The following is a 17,074-nucleotide window of genomic DNA, read 5'->3' as shown; positions in this document are numbered from 1 at the left end:
TTATAATTTATCCTTTTAACGCCCCTGCCATTAAGCCTCTCTTTAGCTGCTTCATGCTCAGGAACAAGAAAAGCAACGTCGGTATCAATACAATCATGACTCCAGCCATGACAACTGGCCAGTTCGTGCTCGTCTCCTGCGCCTGCATCATCTTGATGCCGATTTGGACCGTACGCACACGGTCATTAGTTGTCGTTAACAGAGGCCACAGATACATGTTCCATGTTGTCAGGAACCCGTAAACGCCTAAGGCGCTTAACATTGAGCGCGACAGCGGAAGGACAAAGGTCAGGAAGAAGCGGAACCGGCCACAGCCCTCGATTTGAGCCGATTCTGACAGTTCCCTCGGGATCGTCATAAAATGCTGGCGCAGCAGAAACACCCCGAAGGCGATGGCAAAATGCGGTACCGTCAAACCGTAATACGTATTGACCCACTTCAAATTGAGGATTGTTAAGTAGTTTGGAATAATCGTCGCTTCCCATGGAATCATCATCGTAGAGATCAGCAGGAAGAACACAACGTTTCTGCCCTTGAAATCGATAAATACGATGGCGTAAGCAGCCAAGCTGCAGACAACGAGCTGTCCCAGCATTACCGCAGTGGAAACGACCAGGCTGTTAAACATAAACTTCAGCAGCGGCACATTGGCCAGCGCTGTCGTGTAGTTGCTGAAATGAAGCACGCTCGGAAAAAGCTTGCCTGTCATCAACTCTTGCGTGCTCATTAAGCTGGCAGAAATCGCATAAACGACCGGTAAAAAAAGCAGCACGGCCATGAGCGTCAAAATGACATAGAAGAGGATCTTGCCAGCCATTGTCCTTGTCATTGGTAATGCACCTTCTTTTCGCCCACTTTAAATTGAATAACGGTAACAATAAGCACAACGATGAACAAAATGATCGCCTGTGCGCTCGCTACGCCGAACTTGTAATGAATAAACGCATTTTGGAAAATCGAGTATACGATCAGGTTCGTCGATTCCGCCGGGCCGCCTTGCGTCAAGATATCGATCTGTCCAAACGACTGAAACGAGTGAATGACCGTGACGATAATGACGAAAAACAAGCTTGGTGATACCATCGGCAAGGTAATACGGAACAATTTGGTCCAATAACCGGCCCCGTCAATCGTAGCACTCTCGTAAATATCCTCTGGAATACTTTGCAATCCGCCGAGCAGAATGATGAAGTTAAAGCCGATACCCATCCAGATCGAAGTGATAGATACCGAAATGAGCGCCCAGTCCGAATCGGTCAGCCAGGCAATCGGAGAAATTCCGGCATAACCCAACACACGATTAAGCAATCCGATGCTTGGGTGGAAAATAAAAAGCCAGATGGTGGATCCTGCCGCGACGGAAATACCGACGGTAGATGAAAAAATGACCCGAAAAAATTCGATTCCCCTCAATTTTTCGCTTGCTATCACCGCCAGGAACAAAGCCAATGCTACTCCAATAGGCACCGTGTACAGCACATAAAGAAACGTCGCTTTCATGCTTGTCAAAAAGCTGTCTGAAGTCACCAGGTTGATGTAATTGTCCAATCCGACGAACAATACCGGAACACCTCGCGGATTCGTCGAATAAAAACTGTAATACAGCGTTTTTAAAATCGGATAAAAAATGAACACAATCATGAGAAAAAGCATCGGTCCCAGATACAACATCCCTAATAAAAAATTGGAAACCGCTTTCCGCTTTGCATTAGGGGTAAGGCCTATCCTTGCGTCACTGCGTTTGGCCAGCTTCTCCATCGGACAACCCCCTCTAAGAGAATAAAAAAAGAAGAACCTTCAAATTCACGTACCGAATGTACCATCGATACGAGCAGTTGAAGGTCTTCTCCAATTCATGTAACCGCTTCTATTAACTTGGTACTCAGTATAAATTAAAAATTCACAAAAATCAACAGCATTTTTATTGCAAATGGTAAATCCCTCTATTTCCTCACGCTTCTTGCTTCTGCCACAGCGCTTTTCTCGATGTGGTCACCGCCGTCGCGCCCGCTTCAAGCGCCAGCCGCACATCTTCGTCGGTGCGGATCAGGCCTCCGGCCAGCACGGGGATTTTCGTTTCCTCCAAAAACTCCCGGATAATATGCGGCATAATGCCGGGGAGCACCTCGACGTAATCGGGCTTCGTTTTTTCAAGCTGTACATAGCTGTTTTCCAGCGCGAGGGTATCGAGCATAAAAAGGCGCTGAATGGCAATAAGCCCTTTTCTTTTGGCGGTGAGCACCACATTGTTGCGTGTGGAAATGATGCCCGCGGGCCCGATTTCCTGCGCCAAAAATTCGGTTGCGTATTCATCCGATTTTAAGCCCTCGATGAGATCGGCATGGAGAAACATCTTCTTCCCCTGCTCGGCAGCCCGGCGTACAAGCGGCTTCACCTGAGCGATGTGCGCGTTTAACAGGACGAGAAATTCGTAGTCTGTCTTCAGCAGCTGATCAAAATCCTTCATATTGCGAATTGCGGGTACGATGGACTGGTTTATGATGGCTTTCATCCCATTGCTCCTCCTGAATTAGCTTTGCTCGCCTTCTTTGTAGCGCATGGTCGCATGTACGGCTCTCTTCCACCCGGCATACAAGCGATCGCGTTCTTCGGGTTTGGCAGCGGCCGTAAATGTCCGCTCGACGACACGGTTATGGATAATGTCCTCTTTACTGCGCCAATAGCCAACGGCTAGACCGGCCAAATAGGCCGCTCCCAACGCCGTAGTTTCATTGACCGTCGGACGCTCCACTTTCGTACCCAGCAAATCCGCTTGAAATTGAATCAAGAAGTTATTCGCCGCAGCGCCGCCGTCAACCGCAAGCTTTTGTACCTTAATGCCTGAATCGGCTTCCATCGCCTCCAGCACATCGCGCGTTTGATACGCCAGCGATTCAACCGCCGCACGGATCAAATGGTTATCCGTCGTACCCCGGGTTAGACCAAATATGGCTCCGCGGGCTTCCATATCCCAATAGGGCGCACCGAGGCCAACAAACGCGGGGACGAAATATACGCCTTCCGTGCTGGAAACCGATGCCGCTCTCTCCTCAGATTCGGACGCGGTACCGATCAGCTTCAGCCCGTCTCTCAGCCACTGAATGGCCGCCCCAGCAACGAAGATGCTTCCTTCCAGCGCATATTCCACTTTACCATCCAATCCCCAAGCGATCGTTGTCAGTAAGCCATGCGTGGATGCAACCGCTTTAGTTCCGGTGTTCATTAACATGAAGCAGCCGGTGCCATACGTATTTTTCACCATTCCTTCATCAAAGCAGGCTTGACCGAACAAGGCCGCATGCTGATCACCGGCAATGCCCGCAATCGGAATACCGGCGCCCAGCAGGCTCTCCTCCGTGTATCCGTAAATTTCGCTCGAGGAGCGGACATCCGGCAGCATGGAACGTGGAACCTGCAGCATGTTCAGCAGCTCGTCGTCCCATTCCAGGGAATGAATATTGAACAAAAGCGTTCTCGACGCGTTCGAATAATCCGTCATATGCAGCTTTCCTCCGCTCAGCTTCCAGGCAAGCCATGTATCGATCGTGCCGAATGCGAGCTCGCCCCGTTCCGCTTGATCGCGCGCGCCCTCCACATGATCCAGAATCCACTTCAGTTTCGTACCCGAGAAATAGGCGTCGATCAAAAGTCCGGTCTTGCTCCGTACAAGGTCTTCATATCCCCGCTGCTGCAGCTCGTGACAAATGTTGCTGGTCTGACGGCTTTGCCATACAATGGCATGATACACCGGCCGGCCCGTACGCCGATTCCAAACCACGGTGGTTTCCCGCTGGTTCGTAATGCCGATGGCGCAAACCTGCTGAGGCCCAATGCCTGCCTGCGCCAGCGCTTGGCGAATCATCTCGAGCTGGACGTCCCATATTTCCTCCGGATCATGCTCCACCCAGCCCGGTTTCGGGTAGATTTGCCGAAATTCCTTTTGTGCATCGGCAACAATTTGCCCCGCTTTATCGAACAAGATCGCTCTAGCGCTTGTCGTACCTTGATCAAGAGCCATCACGTACAAGGATATCGCTTCCTCTCCTGTAAAATAAACCTGCTCCGGATTCCTTAAACCGATGAGTCCATCGATTTCTTTCGCAGCACTACGATACAAGAAATCGCAACTTCTGTAAAGATGTACCAAAATAAAAATGGATATGCCCCCTCTTGCAGCCAGCGAAAAAAGGGGTTATGATGAAGGTAATATAATAACCACTGGGTCGGAGACGAGGAAAAAGACCATAACCCTTCATTGATCGGGTATCAATGATGCTGTTGTGTGTCTTTTTCCTTTTTTTGCATATTTGTCTCCAGAGAGGAGTACACATGACTCAAACATTTTCCAGCCTAAAACGAAACGATATTCAGCTTGAACTGGCACGGGAAACATACGACATGCTGGTGATTGGAGGCGGTATTACGGGTGCGGGCATTGCACTGGACGGCGCGGTGCGCGGACTCAAGGTTGCTCTGATCGAGATGCAGGATTTCGCGGCAGGTACCAGCAGCCGGTCGACAAAACTCGTTCACGGAGGATTGAGATATCTGAAGCAGGGCGAGGTCAAGCTGGTGCGGGAAGTCGGGCGCGAACGCGCTATCGTCTACGAAAATGCCCGGCATGTCGTCATCCCGGAATGGATGCTGATGCCGATTATCAAAGGGGGCACGTACGGTAAGCTAGCCACATCCGTCGGTCTTTACGTGTACGATTGGCTTGCCGGGGTCAAGCGGGAGGAACGCCGCAAAATGCTGTCCAAAAGCGAAACGATCGCCAAAGAACCGCTGCTGTGGCAGGATAAGCTGCTGGCGGGCGGTTATTATGTCGAATACCGTACGGATGATGCGCGGCTGACGATCGAGATTATGAAAGCGGCGGTAAGCCGCGGGGTCAAAGCCGTCAATTATACGAAAGCGGCACAGTTCTTGTATGAGAACGGCAAGGTTGTCGGCGTGAAGGCGGAAGACCGGAATTCAGGACAAACCTTCGAGATTCGGGCAAGCAAGATCGTGAACGCCGCCGGCCCGTGGGTAGACAAGCTGCGCGAGCTGGACCAATCGAAGCAGGGCAAACGGCTGCACTTAACCAAAGGGGTCCATATCGTCGTCGATCAAAGCCGATTCCCGCTGAGGCAGACGATTTATTTCGATACACCGGACGGCCGTATGGTGTTTGCAGTCACACGGGACGGCAAGACCTACATTGGGACGACGGACACCGATTACGAAGGCAATCTGGAGCATCCCCGGATGACCAAGGCTGATTTGACTTATTTACTCGATGCGGCAAATTACATGTTCCCTTCCATCGGACTTACGGAAGCAGATGTCGAGGCCAGTTGGGCGGGGCTGCGGCCGCTTATCCACGAAGACGGCAAATCACCGTCCGAGCTGTCCCGCAAGGACGAAATCTTCCTTTCTCCCTCGGGTCTCATCACCATTGCCGGAGGCAAGCTGACCGGCTACCGCAAAATGGCCGAACGGGTTATCGATCTGGTAGCGGAGCAGCTGAACAAAGAAACCGGCCGTACGTTCCCGGGCTGCAGTACCGATCAAATCAAGCTGTCCGGCGGAGATTTTCCGGAAGGCTTTGATGCGTTTACCGCCAAGTGGACGCAGCATGGCATCCACCAGGGCTTGTCTGAGAAGCGGGCGGCGGCCCTCGTCCGTCGTTACGGCAGCAACGTGCCGTCGGTGTACGCCAAATTTGACTCCCTGCGCGAAGCCTCCGCGGCCTACGGAATGGAGATTGACGCATTGGCTTCGCTCATCTACGGCATAGAGGAAGAAATGGTAACCCGCCCTCTTGATTTTCTCAATCGCCGTACAGGGGCGGTCAATTTCGACCACCAAAGCGCCGCGCGGTGGCTGGAGCCCACCGTCCGCTTCATGAGAGACACCTTCCATTGGGATGAGGAGACCGCTCTCCTTTATTTAAAGGAAGCAAGAGACGGCATAAGATTTGCGAAAGAGGCGGTTTAACCCGGATTTACCGTTTTCAGGATTCGGCATCCTTTACTGTTCTGCGATATAATAGAATCATCTTCTGATCAAAGAGGACTTTGTTCAAGGAGAAAAATCGGCCGCATGTACGGTCTTTCCGCAGGAGGTCCCGGGAGCATGTTTAAATACAGGATCGATGACGAATTGGAATTAAAGCTGTTGGAGCCCGCTGACGCAGAAGCGCTATACCGGCTTATTCATGCGAACCGCAGCTATCTGCGGAAATGGATGGCCTGGGTCGATGCAACCAAAAGTCCCCAGGACACCCGATCCTTCATCGAGTCCGCACGAATCCGTTGGGCCAAGGGAGATGGCATGACGGCAGGCATCCTGTTTCACGGAGAACTGTGCGGAACGATCGATCATCATGCGCTTTGTCTGTTGAACCGCCGCACGTCCATCGGGTATTGGCTGGCCGAATCCCATCAAGGCCTCGGGATCATGACCCGCGCTTGCCGCGCGATGGTCTCTCATGCCTTTAAGGGACTGGGTCTGTACCGGGTGGAAATCCGGGCCGGCGTGAATAACCTGAAGAGCCGTTCCGTGCCGGAGAGGCTCGGATTCTCCTTCGAAGGAGTCGCCCGCGGAGGACAGCGGTTGTATGACCGCTATATCGACCTTGCCGTTTACGGGATGCTGGCGGATGAATGGGATTCGTCCCCGGCAGGAGCAAAATAATTGAACCAATGGGAAGTCGCAATCATTCTTGCCATTATACATCATAATTCATCATGAACGACCGGATAGGTGAAGGAGGAAACACAGTGGCATTCGGGATCACCAGAGAAGAACTGACGCAGTGGAAAGAAGCTGTGTCCAGGGGAGAGATCGCTTTTATCACCCACTTTTGGCTGGAGCCCCGTTTTCCGGGCATTCATACGGTAACCAAAGTCGGCTGCTCGAATCTGGAGCGCTTATCCGAGTGGTGCGCAGCCAACGGATTAGATCCAAGATATATTCATAACCGCGACCCTTTTCCCCACTTTGACCTGATCGGTGCAAAGCAAATAGAGATTCTGCGAAAAGAACGCTTGTGGGATCAACTGGAACGTTTCAGACTGCTTTAAGGTGATGCCCCTCCCGGCTCTGCTCCGCTTGGACCCGCAAGCCGCAACTCCCCGCTTCACTTTATTTTCAACAGGACGCAGCCATTCCTTCCGCATGATGATACACCGATCTGTATAAAACAGAAGCCCCTTTCACCACCGCCCCTCCTTCCCCATGAAATGCAATTCGTACTAAAGAGACCTCGGATTCATATAATTTACTGACGTTCGGGAATCAGCCAATCGGTAAAGTGAATGAATCGGGAGGGAGAGCATGGATCACTTGAAAGTCATCGGCAAGAGCATTCCCAAGAAGGAGTCGCGTGATAAGGTAACGGGAGCGGCCAAATACACCGGCGACCGTATGGAAGCCGGAATGCTTCACGCAAGGATGGTGACCAGCCCCTATGCCCATGCCGCCATCGTGAAGATCGATACGTCCCGGGCCTGGCAGATCAGAGGCGTCCGCGCCATACTGACGGGAGAAGACTGCGATGTGCTGACAGGAGAAGAAATTCGTGACCGGCCCGTTATTGCTAAGGACAAGGTCCGATTTTTCGGTGAAACCGTTGCCGTTGTCGTGGCGGACAGCGAAGCTTGCGCACTTCGGGCCGCCTTGTTCATTGATGTGCAGTATAATCCCCTGCCGGTGGTGAATTCCCCCACGGAAGCCTTGCGGTTCGATGCTCCTTTAGTGCACGAAAAGCTCGGGGAATATGATAAAGCGCCCGGTGTCGTTTCCCGTCCCGGTACCAATATCGCCAGCATCATCCAAATCCGGAAGGGAGAGATGGAGAAGGGCTGGAATGAGAGTAACACGGTCATCGAAACCAGCGTGGCATTCGTCCCGTCCGATCATGCCGCGATGGAAACGCGAAGCGCCGTTGCGGAAATAAGGCCGGACGGTTATATCCATATCGAAACCTCCTCCCAAGCGCCTTTTGCGGTTAAAAAATATATGGGGATCTATTTCCGCATAGATCCGGGCAAAATTATCGTCGAAACGCCCTTTGTCGGCGGAGGCTATGGCGGGAAAGCAGCCATCCAGCTCGAGCTTGTCGCCTATATCGCTTCCAAGGCAGTCGGCGGCCGCAAGGTCAAAATCGTCAACACCCGAGAGGAGGATATGGTGACCTCCCCCGGGCATATCGGCCTTGAAGCCACCGTCAAGCTGGGATGCTCGCAGGAAGGCAAAATTACTGCCGCAGAGATCATCTACCGGTTTGACGGAGGCGCCTACTGTGACAAATCGAGCGACGTTGCCAGAGCGGCGGCGGCAGATTGTACGGGACCTTATGCGATCGACAACCTGTACTGCGATTGTTTGACCGTCTATACCAATCATCCTTACGCTTCCGCCTACCGCGGATACGGCCATTCGGAGCTTACGTTTGCCATAGAACGGGCAATGGACGCTTTGGCCGATAAGCTGCAGCTAGACCCTATGGAGCTTCGCTTGAGGAACATCGTGACCCCGGGCGATATCAGCCCGACGCGCAATGTCCTGAATTCCAGCAATCTCGGCGATTTACAGGAATGCATGCGAAGGCTGCGGACGCTGATCGAATGGGACGACTGGACCGTCCGGCGGGTTGACGCTTATAAAATCAGGGCCAAAGGCATCAGTTGCAGCTGGAAAAATTCCTCCATGGATCCGGATGCCGGCTCGGGAGCCATTGTTTCTTTCAATCCCGACGGCAGCATGAATCTGGAATGCGGTGTCGTGGAAATCGGGACAGGAACGAAGACGGTGCTCGCGCAGATGCTCGCCGAACGCATGCGGATGGATCCTGATCAAATTCATGTCCGTTATCCCATCCATACTCAGATCACCCCCGAGCATTGGAAAACCGTGGCAAGCCGCGGCACGTTTATGGCCGGACGCGCGGTTTTGAAAGCAGCGGACGATGCGATCCGCCAACTGCTGGATATTGCCGCTTGTGTGCTCAGGGTCGACCCGGAAGACCTGGAAGTCGGACAGGGGAACATTTTTGTTAAAGCCGATCCTTCCGTTCAAATCGCGATCAAAGACATCTGTTACGGCTACACGTATCCTAACGGGAACGCGATTGGAGGACAAATTATCGGGAGAGGCCATTATATCCAAAGACAGATGACCTACCTTAATCCGGAAACGGGGGAAGGCAATCCCGGACCGGAATGGAATGTGGCGGCGCAAGCGGTGGAAATTGAGCTGGATACCCGAGATTATACTTATAAAATACTAAAGGCCGTCTCCGTGATCGATGCGGGAAAAGTGCTGAATCCGAAGACGGCCGAAGGACAGGTCATGGGCGCGATGAGCATGGGTCTGGGTTTCGCCAACCGGGAAACCTTCCTTTTTGATAACCAGGGAGTCATCGGCAACGCCACGCTTCGCGATTACCATCTGTTCCGCTACGGAGAACAGCCGGAATATGTCGTGGAATTCGTGGAGAATCCTTGCCTGGAAGCTCCATTCGGGGCACGGGCACTGGGCGAGCACGGGTTAATCGGGATGCCTGCGGCCCTTGCAAGCGCACTCTCCAGAGCCGCCGGGGTCCCGCTCAACCGGCTCCCCCTTTTCCCGGAGCTCGTTTGGCAAACGGTCATGGAGGCGCGGCATGATTCCGTATAATTTCGAATATTATCAGCCGGTCACCACGCTTGAAGGCGTTCTCCTGTTCCATGATCTTGCGCTTCAGGGCAAAGAACCGATGTATTATGCCGGCGGAACGGAAATCATTACGATGGGCAGAACCCTCCCGGTCCAGCCTCGCGCCGTGATCGATATCAAAAAAATTCCCGAATGCACGATCCTTGCCGTCCAGGATCAAAAGCTGGTTCTCGGATCGGCCTTGAGTCTGTCCCGGCTGCATGACTCCCTCGCCTTTCCCCTGCTGGGAGAAGCCGCTGCCGGCGTGGCCGACCGGACCTCCCGGAATAAAATTACCCTGGGCGGAAACATTTGCAGCCGGCTGATGTATAGGGAGACGGTGCTGCCCTTATTATTGACCGACAGTGAAGTGCGGATCGCCGGTCCTGCAGGGTGGAAGCAGGTGTCGATCCATCAGGTGTTCCATGGACAGCTGCAGCTGGAAAAGGGGGAATTCCTGGTTCACTCGCTTACCGACTCAAGCTATATCGGCATGCCTTATGCCGCGGTAAAAAAGCGGAAGGTGTCCGATATCGGTTATCCGCTGCTAACGGTAGCCGCCATCCGGACGAATGCCATGATCCGCGTGGCTTTCAGCGGTGTGTGCGCATTTCCGTTTCGGTCGCCGATGATGGAAGACGCGCTAAACCGGCGGGAGCTTCCGCTTCGGCTGAGAATCGAGCAGGCCCTTGTCCATTTGCCCGCTCCGATACTGGACGATTTCAACGGATCGGCGGCTTACCGGGAATGGGTTCTGAAACACACGCTGCTGGACACGATCCTTTCACTGGAAGGAGAATCGAATGAAAGATATCGACGCCTATAAGGTCATGGTGGAGCTTAACATAAATAAGGAAGTCAAAGATGCTGCCGTCAGACCGGCGGATACGCTGCTGCACGTGCTGAGGGAAGGACTGGGACTGACCGGCGCCAAGCCGGGCTGTCTCAATGGAGACTGCGGGGCCTGCACGGTTCTGGTCGACGGCCTGCCGATGAAATCCTGCATCATGCTTGCCGTGGAGGCAGCGGGAAAACAGGTCACCACGATTGAAGGATTGACGGATGCTCCCATCCAGAGAGCTTTTATCGAGCATGGGGCCTTTCAATGCGGTTATTGTACCCCGGGGTTCATCATGAATTGCCATGCCTTAATTCAAACCCATCCCCACGCCAGCGATGAAATCATCCAAGATTGGCTGCAGTCCAACATTTGCCGGTGTACGGGCTATCGGGAAATCAAGGAGGCCGTACTCTCCATATTGCGCCCGGGATAATACAGCCAAGCCAAACGCCTTTCTATAAGATAGAAGGGCGTTTGTTTGCTTGCCGACTTGATGGCAGAGTTCTCTTGAAGGCGATTCGATGATCAAGAGACCGGCTCATTTTGAAATTGACTGTGAACCAGTCCGTAAGAATAGCCTCATTATTTAGTGAGCCTACATAAAATAATTTTGTCATGCAAATAGATGTGGTTGTAAAATATATCCATAAATAAAAGATGCTTATAACGTATTATGTTAATTATATGTTATATAACTTGCATGCAAATCAACCTCTTATTTTTTGTACAAAAGCTATTGTTTTCTTAATATAAATATGTAAAAATAATTTGAATGGGAAAGGATCATTTGACCTGAAGACAATAAATAACGGAGGTTAAAGCATGGCGTTAGAAACAGCACAGCATAATGAATTAGCAGCAAGAACATATGTCAATGAAGTTTATGATACCGTAATCAAGCGCAATCCTCATGAAAGCGAATTTCATCAGGCGATTAAGGAAATTTTATTTTCGCTTGTCCCTGTTTTTGCAAAACATCCCAAATACATGCAGGCCGGTATTCTGGAAAGAATTGTCGAGCCCGAAAGAATGATCACGTTCAGAGTGCCTTGGGTGGACGATCAAGGAAAAGTGCAGGTTAACCGCGGATTCCGGGTTCAATTCAACAGCGTTCTCGGCCCTTATAAAGGCGGATTAAGATTTCATCCTTCCGTCAATGCCAGCATCATTAAATTTTTAGGATTCGAGCAAATTTTCAAGAACTCCTTGACAGGGCAGCCGATCGGCGGAGGCAAGGGCGGATCCGACTTCGATCCCAAAGGGAAATCCGACGGAGAGATCATGAGATTTACCCAGAGCTTCATGACGGAGCTGTTTAAATACATCGGTCCGGATACGGACGTGCCGGCCGGCGACATTGGCGTAGGCGCTAGAGAAATCGGTTATATGTTCGGTCAATACAGAAGAATCCGCGGAGGCAATGAAGCCGGTGTGCTGACGGGCAAAGGAATCGGTTACGGCGGCAGCTTGACGCGTACAGAAGCTACCGGTTACGGTACGGTCTACTTCGTAGAAGAAATGTTGAAGTCCATTGGGTTAAGCTTTGAAGACAGCACGGTCGTCATTTCCGGATCCGGCAACGTCTCCCTGTATGCGATTCAAAAAGCGACCCAATTGGGCGCCAAAGTGCTCGCTTGCAGCGATTCCAACGGATATGTTTATGATCCGGACGGCATTAAATTCGAAACGGTAAAACAGATAAAAGAAGTCGAGAGAAAACGCATCAGCGAATACGTCAAGGAACATCCTAACGCCGAATACCATGAAGGCTGCGAAGGCATTTGGACGATCCCGTGTGACATTGCTCTGCCATGCGCTACGCAGAATGAAATTAGCGAAGCCTCCGCTAAGCTTCTGGTTGCCAATGGGGTGAAGGCTGTAGGCGAAGGCGCGAATATGCCGTCCACATTGGAAGCTATCGATGTATTCTTGGCCAACAAAGTCCTGTTTGGACCGGCGAAAGCTGCTAATGCCGGCGGCGTAGCCGTATCCGCATTGGAAATGGCTCAAAACAGCATGAGATATTCCTGGAGCTTCCACGAAGTCGATGACAAGCTTCATGCTATTATGAAAAACATCTACAGAAGCAGCGTCCAAGCCGCTGAAGAATACGGCCAGCCCGGAAACCTCCTGGTTGGGGCGAATATCGCCGGATTTACCAAAGTTGCCGATGCCATGCTGGCACAAGGAATCATTTAATACAGATACGTTTAAAGGGCTGACCGGCTGGTCAGCCCTTCTTAATCGTTTATTTATGATGTGCCGGCAGCCGCCGACACCGGATTTCCCGAAGAATCGACCAGCGCCAGCTTTTCCCATGTCCTGCTTCGCCAACGGAAGAACATAATGATTCCCCGCGTCCATTCATCCGCAGCAATCGCCAGCCAAACCCCGGCTAATCCGAGATTCAAATGGAATACAAGGAGATAACCTAAGGGCAAGCTCATTCCTGCCATCGAGATCAGACCCATATACACGGGAAATTTCGCATCCCCGGCTGCTCGCAGTGAATTGATCAGCACAAGGTTAAACGTACGCCCGGTTTCGAGCAATAGGCTTAGAACAATGACCTGTGAAGTCAAGCCAAGGATAACGGGATCCTGCGTAAATATGCCGATCAGAGGGTCACGGAACAGGATCACGACGATATCGACCAGAACGGTAAGGAACAGGCCCCATTTCAAGCTTTGCCATACCCTGTAATAAGCTTCATCCTTCCGTCCCGCACCCACCAGACGGCCGGTGATGATCGCCGTCCCCATCCCGATGGCTGCACTAAACAAAAAGATAAACATCGAAATGTTCATTGCATATTGTCTGGAAGCCAGCGCCGCAGCCCCCAAGAAGGTAACATAGTATAGAAAGACCGTCTGGCAGGCATGATATGTCAGTTGTTCAAAGGCCGATGGAATTCCGATTTTCAGTATTTTACCTACATAAACTTTGGAAAGGACAACATAATCTCTTACTTTCACCCTGATCTCCATGATGCGGTACAGCAGCCAAAAAAAGACGATAACGGCTATCCCGCGGCTGAGGATCGTGGATAAAGCCGCTCCTGCGACGCCCATTTCCGGGAAACCCCAATGACCGAAAATCAACAGATAGTTACCCGCTACATGAATGACGTTCATCCCCAACGAAACAAACATCGACTGCTTGGTATACCCGTACGTTCGAATTATGCTGGATAACGTGTTGATCATTGCCTGAAGAAATAAGCCGCCGCCTACAATGACGATATAGATCTGAGCGTAGCGCAAAATATCCCCTTGCAAATTCACTGCTTGCAGCAGCCGGTTTCCAAAGAGAACAAAGCTTGCGCTCAGCGTCAAGCCGATCATTAAGTTCAGGGTGACGGCTGTCGCTGAAATTCGGGCCGCGTCGGCTGGTTTTCTGGAGCCTATGTATTGAGCGACGACAATCGCCGCACCGTTCCCAATCACCTCAAGGACTAAAATAGCGATAAAAATCACCTGATGCGCCACGCCTACACCAGAGACCGCATCGTCCGAAACCGCGCTTAACATAAAGGTATCGACAGCCCCCATCAGCATAAAAAGAAACAATTCCAAAAAAATCGGCCAGGTTAATAAAAAAAGATTGAAATCTTTGGTACTGGCAGCCTTTGCCGTCCTCCCGGATGTTATAGAGCTCATGAGGTCACCTTTCTGGTTATGGAACCTGTAGTCATTCAATGAATTATTATCTTAGCACAGTTTTCATTCATTTTCATTCATCAAAAATTAATCCAGAGCATAATCCGCCTTTGAATGTTCATTATATATAGTGAAAACTTCGTAATCAGGAAAGGAGTACTTTGATGACGACGACGACCATGAATCCTCCGGCTCAAGTGCCGATACCCGTTCCTCCCCGTGTGATTACGACCAAAGATTTGCTTTACCTCAAGGATGCGCTGTCCTGGGAACTGAACGCATTTAAGAAGTTTCATTTTTTCGCCCAACAAACGATCAATCCGCAATTGAAACAAGCGTTCGACAAAGCCGGACAAATGCATCAACGTCATTACCAAAAGCTGCTGACTCACCTGCAGGTGAATAATAACGCCGTAATGGCGAATCTGCCTCGTCCGCAGCAAACGTCACAGTAAAAGGAGGTTGGATCCATGCCAACGCAGCAAGCCCCAAATCCTAATGAGATCGCCAATCCGCAGTCAGGCCAACTGCCGAATATCAAAGGACCGCAGATGAATGACCGCGACTTTTTGAACGACGGCCTCAGTACGTGTAAATACTTGACGGACGGCTTCAATGTCGCTGTCCGTGAAGCCAGCCATCAGCAGCTCCATGACGACATGCTCCAGATCTTGACCGAAACGCACCAGAGCGCGAGAGAGCTGTATAACTTGATGTTCCAGAACGGCTGGTATAAGCTGGAGGCTGAAGAGCAGCAAAAGCTGCAACAAGCGCATCAGCAATTCAGCGGCTATTCCTCGCAATTCCCTTATTAAGCGCCGTCCTCTTAATATCATGGACATAAAACAAGGACACCCGCTCACAAAAGCAGGTGTCCTGTTTTATGCCATCTATTCTTCGTAAATCTTGACCAGCAGCTCTCCTAATTCTTTAAGCGCCTGCTCTTCTTGTTCTCCGTCTGTTTCCAGCGTTACCTCGTCATTTTGGGCAATCCCCAGCGTAAGCATGCTCAACGAGCTTTTTCCGTTTACTTTTTTTCCGTTTTTGATCACATTCACTTTGCATGGGAACGCACCGGCGGTCTGAACGAATATTTTCGTAGGCCGTGCATGAAATCCGGAAGGATTAAGCACAGTAAAGGTTTGGGATTTCACTTGGAATCACTCCTTGTCAGCATTTGAACAACCTCTTTGATTTCATTCTGGCTTCTCATCGCAAGCGCACGCCCGGCGTGAACGGCCCATTCCTCTTGAGAAAGCTCGCGGATCAGCGCCCTGGCGGGCAGGATCGAACCGGCGCTCATGCTGAACTCATGCAGCCCCAGTCCCAGCAGCAGAGGAATCGCCGTGGCATCGCCGGCCATCTCCCCGCACATGCCGACCCATTTGCCTTCCCGCTCGGCCGCCCGAATGACCATTTGAATGAGTCGGAGAATGGAAGGATGCAGCGGCTGATACAGGTACGATACCGTTTCGTTCATCCGGTCTGCAGCCATGGTATATTGAATCAGATCGTTGGTCCCGATGCTGAAAAAATCGACCTCTGCGGCAAAGCTGTCCGCCGCAAGCGCCGCTGCAGGCACCTCAATCATCATGCCTACTTCAATGCGATCGGCTACCGTCTCGCCTTCTTGAATAAGCTTGTCCTTTTCCTCCTGGAGCAGACGCTTGGCCTCCAGCAGCTCCTCGAGAACGGCGATCATCGGGAACATAATCTTCAGCTGGCCGTAACGGCTTGCCCGCAGAAGCGCGCGAAGCTGCGTACGGAATAGGTCCTGCCGGTCGAGGCAAAGGCGGACGGCACGCAGGCCCAGGAAAGGATTGCTCTCCTTCGGAAGCTCCAGGTACGGGAGCTCCTTGTCGCCCCCGATATCCAGCGTCCGGATCACGACAGGCTTTCCCTCCATTTTTTCGAGCACATACTTGTAAACCTTGAATTGCTCCTCTTCGGTCGGAAAAGAGCTCCGTCCCATATATAAAAATTCCGTTCGGAACAGTCCGATGGCTTCCGCGCCGTTGTCAATCGCCTTCTGCACGTCTTCAACGCTGCCGATATTGGCGGCGAGCTCGACCTGACGGCCGTCTTTGGAGACCGTGGGTTGATCCTTCAGCTTGCTCAGTTCGGCCTGACGGCGGTCAAACTGTTTTTTCTTCGCACGGTAAGCATTCAGTTCCTCTTCAGTCGGATCGACCACAATACGTCCTTCCGAGGCATCCATAATGACGGTAACCCCCGCCGGAATGTCTCCTGCGGCGGCGCCGACGCCGACAATCGCCGGGATGCCCAGAGAACGGGCCATGATCGCGGAATGGGATGTCCGGCTGCCGATTTCCGTAATAAAGCCCCGCACGACATCCAGGTTAAGCTGCGCCGTATCCGACGGCGAAAGATCCTCGGCTATTATGATGGACTCCTCCGCAATATCTGAAACGGTAGTATATTTCTCTCCGCGCAATCCGCTCATCAAGCGGCCGGATACGTCGCGCACATCTGCCGCCCGCTCCCTTAAGAGCTCGTTATCCATGGCCATCAATGTATTGATAAATGCTTGTGAAACTTCATAAAGCGCGTATTCCGCGTTGATTCCTTCCTGCTCGATGTTATCCATAATGACATCTATGAAATCCGGATCCTCAAGCGAAAGCAAATGCGATTCGAATATTTCGGCTTTCTGGGCGCCGAGCTTCGCTTCGGTCAGCTCCCGAATGGATTCCAGCTCCTGCTTCGCCTGCTCGACGGCTTGCCGGAAGCGCTGAACCTCCTGCTTCGGATCCGTCACGGTACTGCGAACGGGGATATGAGCCGAGTTGTTCAGCCGGTAGACTTTGGCAATGGCCAAGCCGGGAGAAGCGGCGATACCCGTTAACTGATTCGACATGATGTACCTCCC

16 protein-coding genes are annotated in these 17,074 nt (G+C 51.8%); 9 read left to right on the top strand and 7 right to left on the bottom strand.

The window, feature by feature from the left end; genetic code table 11:
- Positions 1-7: 7 nt before the first annotated feature.
- The 4 genes from BLT35_RS17555 to glpK all read right to left on the bottom strand — a co-directional run bounded on the left by BLT35_RS17555 (position 8) and on the right by glpK (position 4,018).
- Positions 8-829, bottom strand: coding sequence for a carbohydrate ABC transporter permease (locus BLT35_RS17555; protein ID WP_082660878.1), 822 nt, complete (start codon positions 827-829; stop codon positions 8-10).
- A complete protein-coding gene (locus tag BLT35_RS17550) occupies positions 826-1,758 on the bottom strand; it encodes a carbohydrate ABC transporter permease (protein ID WP_062409864.1) in 933 nt (310 codons plus the stop codon). Before BLT35_RS17550 ends, BLT35_RS17555 begins: the two co-directional genes overlap by 4 nt.
- Positions 1,759-1,951: 193 nt before the next feature.
- Positions 1,952-2,512, bottom strand: coding sequence for a glycerol-3-phosphate responsive antiterminator (locus tag BLT35_RS17545; RefSeq protein WP_074729180.1), 561 nt, complete (start codon positions 2,510-2,512; stop codon positions 1,952-1,954).
- A gap of 18 nt (positions 2,513-2,530) precedes the next feature.
- Positions 2,531-4,018, bottom strand: coding sequence for a glycerol kinase GlpK (glpK, locus tag BLT35_RS17540; RefSeq protein ID WP_074729204.1), 1,488 nt, complete (start codon positions 4,016-4,018; stop codon positions 2,531-2,533).
- 311 nt (positions 4,019-4,329) lie between these two features.
- On the opposite strand from glpK, the gene BLT35_RS17535 reads away from it, so the two are divergent.
- From BLT35_RS17535 to gdhA, 7 genes are all read left to right on the top strand, one after another.
- Complete coding sequence (locus BLT35_RS17535; protein WP_062409866.1) at positions 4,330-5,982, top strand: glycerol-3-phosphate dehydrogenase/oxidase; 1,653 nt, start codon at positions 4,330-4,332, stop codon at positions 5,980-5,982.
- Between the two features lie 138 nt (positions 5,983-6,120).
- The gene (locus tag BLT35_RS17530) at positions 6,121-6,681 is read left to right on the top strand and encodes a GNAT family N-acetyltransferase (RefSeq protein WP_062409867.1); all 561 of its coding nucleotides are present in this window, start codon (positions 6,121-6,123) and stop codon (positions 6,679-6,681) included.
- A gap of 86 nt (positions 6,682-6,767) precedes the next feature.
- The gene (locus tag BLT35_RS17525; protein WP_062409868.1) at positions 6,768-7,070 is read left to right on the top strand and encodes a hypothetical protein; all 303 of its coding nucleotides are present in this window, start codon (positions 6,768-6,770) and stop codon (positions 7,068-7,070) included.
- A gap of 253 nt (positions 7,071-7,323) precedes the next feature.
- On the top strand, positions 7,324-9,666 hold the full coding sequence (locus BLT35_RS17520) for a xanthine dehydrogenase family protein molybdopterin-binding subunit (RefSeq protein WP_074729178.1): 2,343 nt from the start codon (positions 7,324-7,326) through the stop codon (positions 9,664-9,666).
- On the top strand, positions 9,653-10,510 hold the full coding sequence (locus BLT35_RS17515; RefSeq protein ID WP_074729176.1) for an FAD binding domain-containing protein: 858 nt from the start codon (positions 9,653-9,655) through the stop codon (positions 10,508-10,510). Before BLT35_RS17520 ends, BLT35_RS17515 begins: the two co-directional genes overlap by 14 nt.
- A gap of 4 nt (positions 10,511-10,514) precedes the next feature.
- On the top strand, positions 10,515-10,958 hold the full coding sequence (locus tag BLT35_RS17510; RefSeq protein ID WP_074729202.1) for a (2Fe-2S)-binding protein: 444 nt from the start codon (positions 10,515-10,517) through the stop codon (positions 10,956-10,958).
- A 389-nt stretch (positions 10,959-11,347) separates the two neighbouring features.
- Complete coding sequence (gene gdhA / locus BLT35_RS17505; RefSeq protein WP_054818182.1) at positions 11,348-12,724, top strand: NADP-specific glutamate dehydrogenase; 1,377 nt, start codon at positions 11,348-11,350, stop codon at positions 12,722-12,724.
- 53 nt (positions 12,725-12,777) lie between these two features.
- On the opposite strand, the gene BLT35_RS17500 is transcribed toward gdhA, so the two are convergent.
- Positions 12,778-14,184, bottom strand: a complete 1,407-nt coding sequence (locus BLT35_RS17500; RefSeq protein ID WP_074729174.1) for an MATE family efflux transporter — start codon at positions 14,182-14,184, stop codon at positions 12,778-12,780.
- Between the two features lie 164 nt (positions 14,185-14,348).
- Between BLT35_RS17500 and BLT35_RS17495 the strand changes: the two genes are divergently transcribed.
- A complete protein-coding gene (locus BLT35_RS17495; RefSeq protein WP_062409872.1) occupies positions 14,349-14,639 on the top strand; it encodes a ferritin-like domain-containing protein in 291 nt (96 codons plus the stop codon).
- Positions 14,640-14,654: 15 nt separating this feature from the next.
- The gene (locus tag BLT35_RS17490) at positions 14,655-14,999 is read left to right on the top strand and encodes a spore coat protein (protein ID WP_062409873.1); all 345 of its coding nucleotides are present in this window, start codon (positions 14,655-14,657) and stop codon (positions 14,997-14,999) included.
- A 75-nt stretch (positions 15,000-15,074) separates the two neighbouring features.
- On the opposite strand, the gene BLT35_RS17485 is transcribed toward BLT35_RS17490, so the two are convergent.
- Both BLT35_RS17485 and ptsP read right to left on the bottom strand, forming a co-directional pair.
- Positions 15,075-15,338 carry an HPr family phosphocarrier protein gene (locus BLT35_RS17485; protein WP_054818181.1) on the bottom strand — a complete coding sequence of 88 codons (264 nt, stop codon included), beginning with the start codon at positions 15,336-15,338 and terminating at the stop codon, positions 15,075-15,077.
- On the bottom strand, positions 15,335-17,062 hold the full coding sequence (ptsP, locus tag BLT35_RS17480; protein WP_074729172.1) for a phosphoenolpyruvate--protein phosphotransferase: 1,728 nt from the start codon (positions 17,060-17,062) through the stop codon (positions 15,335-15,337). The genes BLT35_RS17485 and ptsP overlap by 4 nt, the downstream gene beginning before the upstream one ends.
- Positions 17,063-17,074 lie beyond the last annotated feature (12 nt).

This window comes from Paenibacillus naphthalenovorans (assembly GCF_900099895.1).
Lineage (GTDB): Bacteria > Bacillota > Bacilli > Paenibacillales > NBRC-103111 > Paenibacillus_G > Paenibacillus_G naphthalenovorans.
This window is presented reverse-complemented; position numbering and strand designations above follow the sequence as displayed.

Excerpts from the sequence above, each read along its gene's own strand:
- BLT35_RS17555 (WP_082660878.1), bottom strand. The coding sequence starts at position 829 with ATGACAAGGACAATGGCTGGCAAGATCCTCTTCTATGTCATTTTGACG.
- BLT35_RS17510 (WP_074729202.1), top strand. The coding sequence starts at position 10,515 with ATGGTGGAGCTTAACATAAATAAGGAAGTCAAAGATGCTGCCGTCAGA.
- BLT35_RS17515 (WP_074729176.1), top strand. The coding sequence starts at position 9,653 with ATGATTCCGTATAATTTCGAATATTATCAGCCGGTCACCACGCTTGAA.
- BLT35_RS17520 (WP_074729178.1), top strand. The coding sequence starts at position 7,324 with ATGGATCACTTGAAAGTCATCGGCAAGAGCATTCCCAAGAAGGAGTCG.
- BLT35_RS17535 (WP_062409866.1), top strand. The coding sequence starts at position 4,330 with ATGACTCAAACATTTTCCAGCCTAAAACGAAACGATATTCAGCTTGAA.
- BLT35_RS17530 (WP_062409867.1), top strand. The coding sequence starts at position 6,121 with ATGTTTAAATACAGGATCGATGACGAATTGGAATTAAAGCTGTTGGAG.
- gdhA (WP_054818182.1), top strand. The coding sequence starts at position 11,348 with ATGGCGTTAGAAACAGCACAGCATAATGAATTAGCAGCAAGAACATAT.
- ptsP (WP_074729172.1), bottom strand. The coding sequence starts at position 17,062 with ATGTCGAATCAGTTAACGGGTATCGCCGCTTCTCCCGGCTTGGCCATT.
- BLT35_RS17495 (WP_062409872.1), top strand. The coding sequence starts at position 14,349 with ATGACGACGACGACCATGAATCCTCCGGCTCAAGTGCCGATACCCGTT.
- BLT35_RS17545 (WP_074729180.1), bottom strand. The coding sequence starts at position 2,512 with ATGAAAGCCATCATAAACCAGTCCATCGTACCCGCAATTCGCAATATG.
- glpK (WP_074729204.1), bottom strand. The coding sequence starts at position 4,018 with ATGGCTCTTGATCAAGGTACGACAAGCGCTAGAGCGATCTTGTTCGAT.
- BLT35_RS17490 (WP_062409873.1), top strand. The coding sequence starts at position 14,655 with ATGCCAACGCAGCAAGCCCCAAATCCTAATGAGATCGCCAATCCGCAG.
- BLT35_RS17500 (WP_074729174.1), bottom strand. The coding sequence starts at position 14,184 with ATGAGCTCTATAACATCCGGGAGGACGGCAAAGGCTGCCAGTACCAAA.
- BLT35_RS17550 (WP_062409864.1), bottom strand. The coding sequence starts at position 1,758 with ATGGAGAAGCTGGCCAAACGCAGTGACGCAAGGATAGGCCTTACCCCT.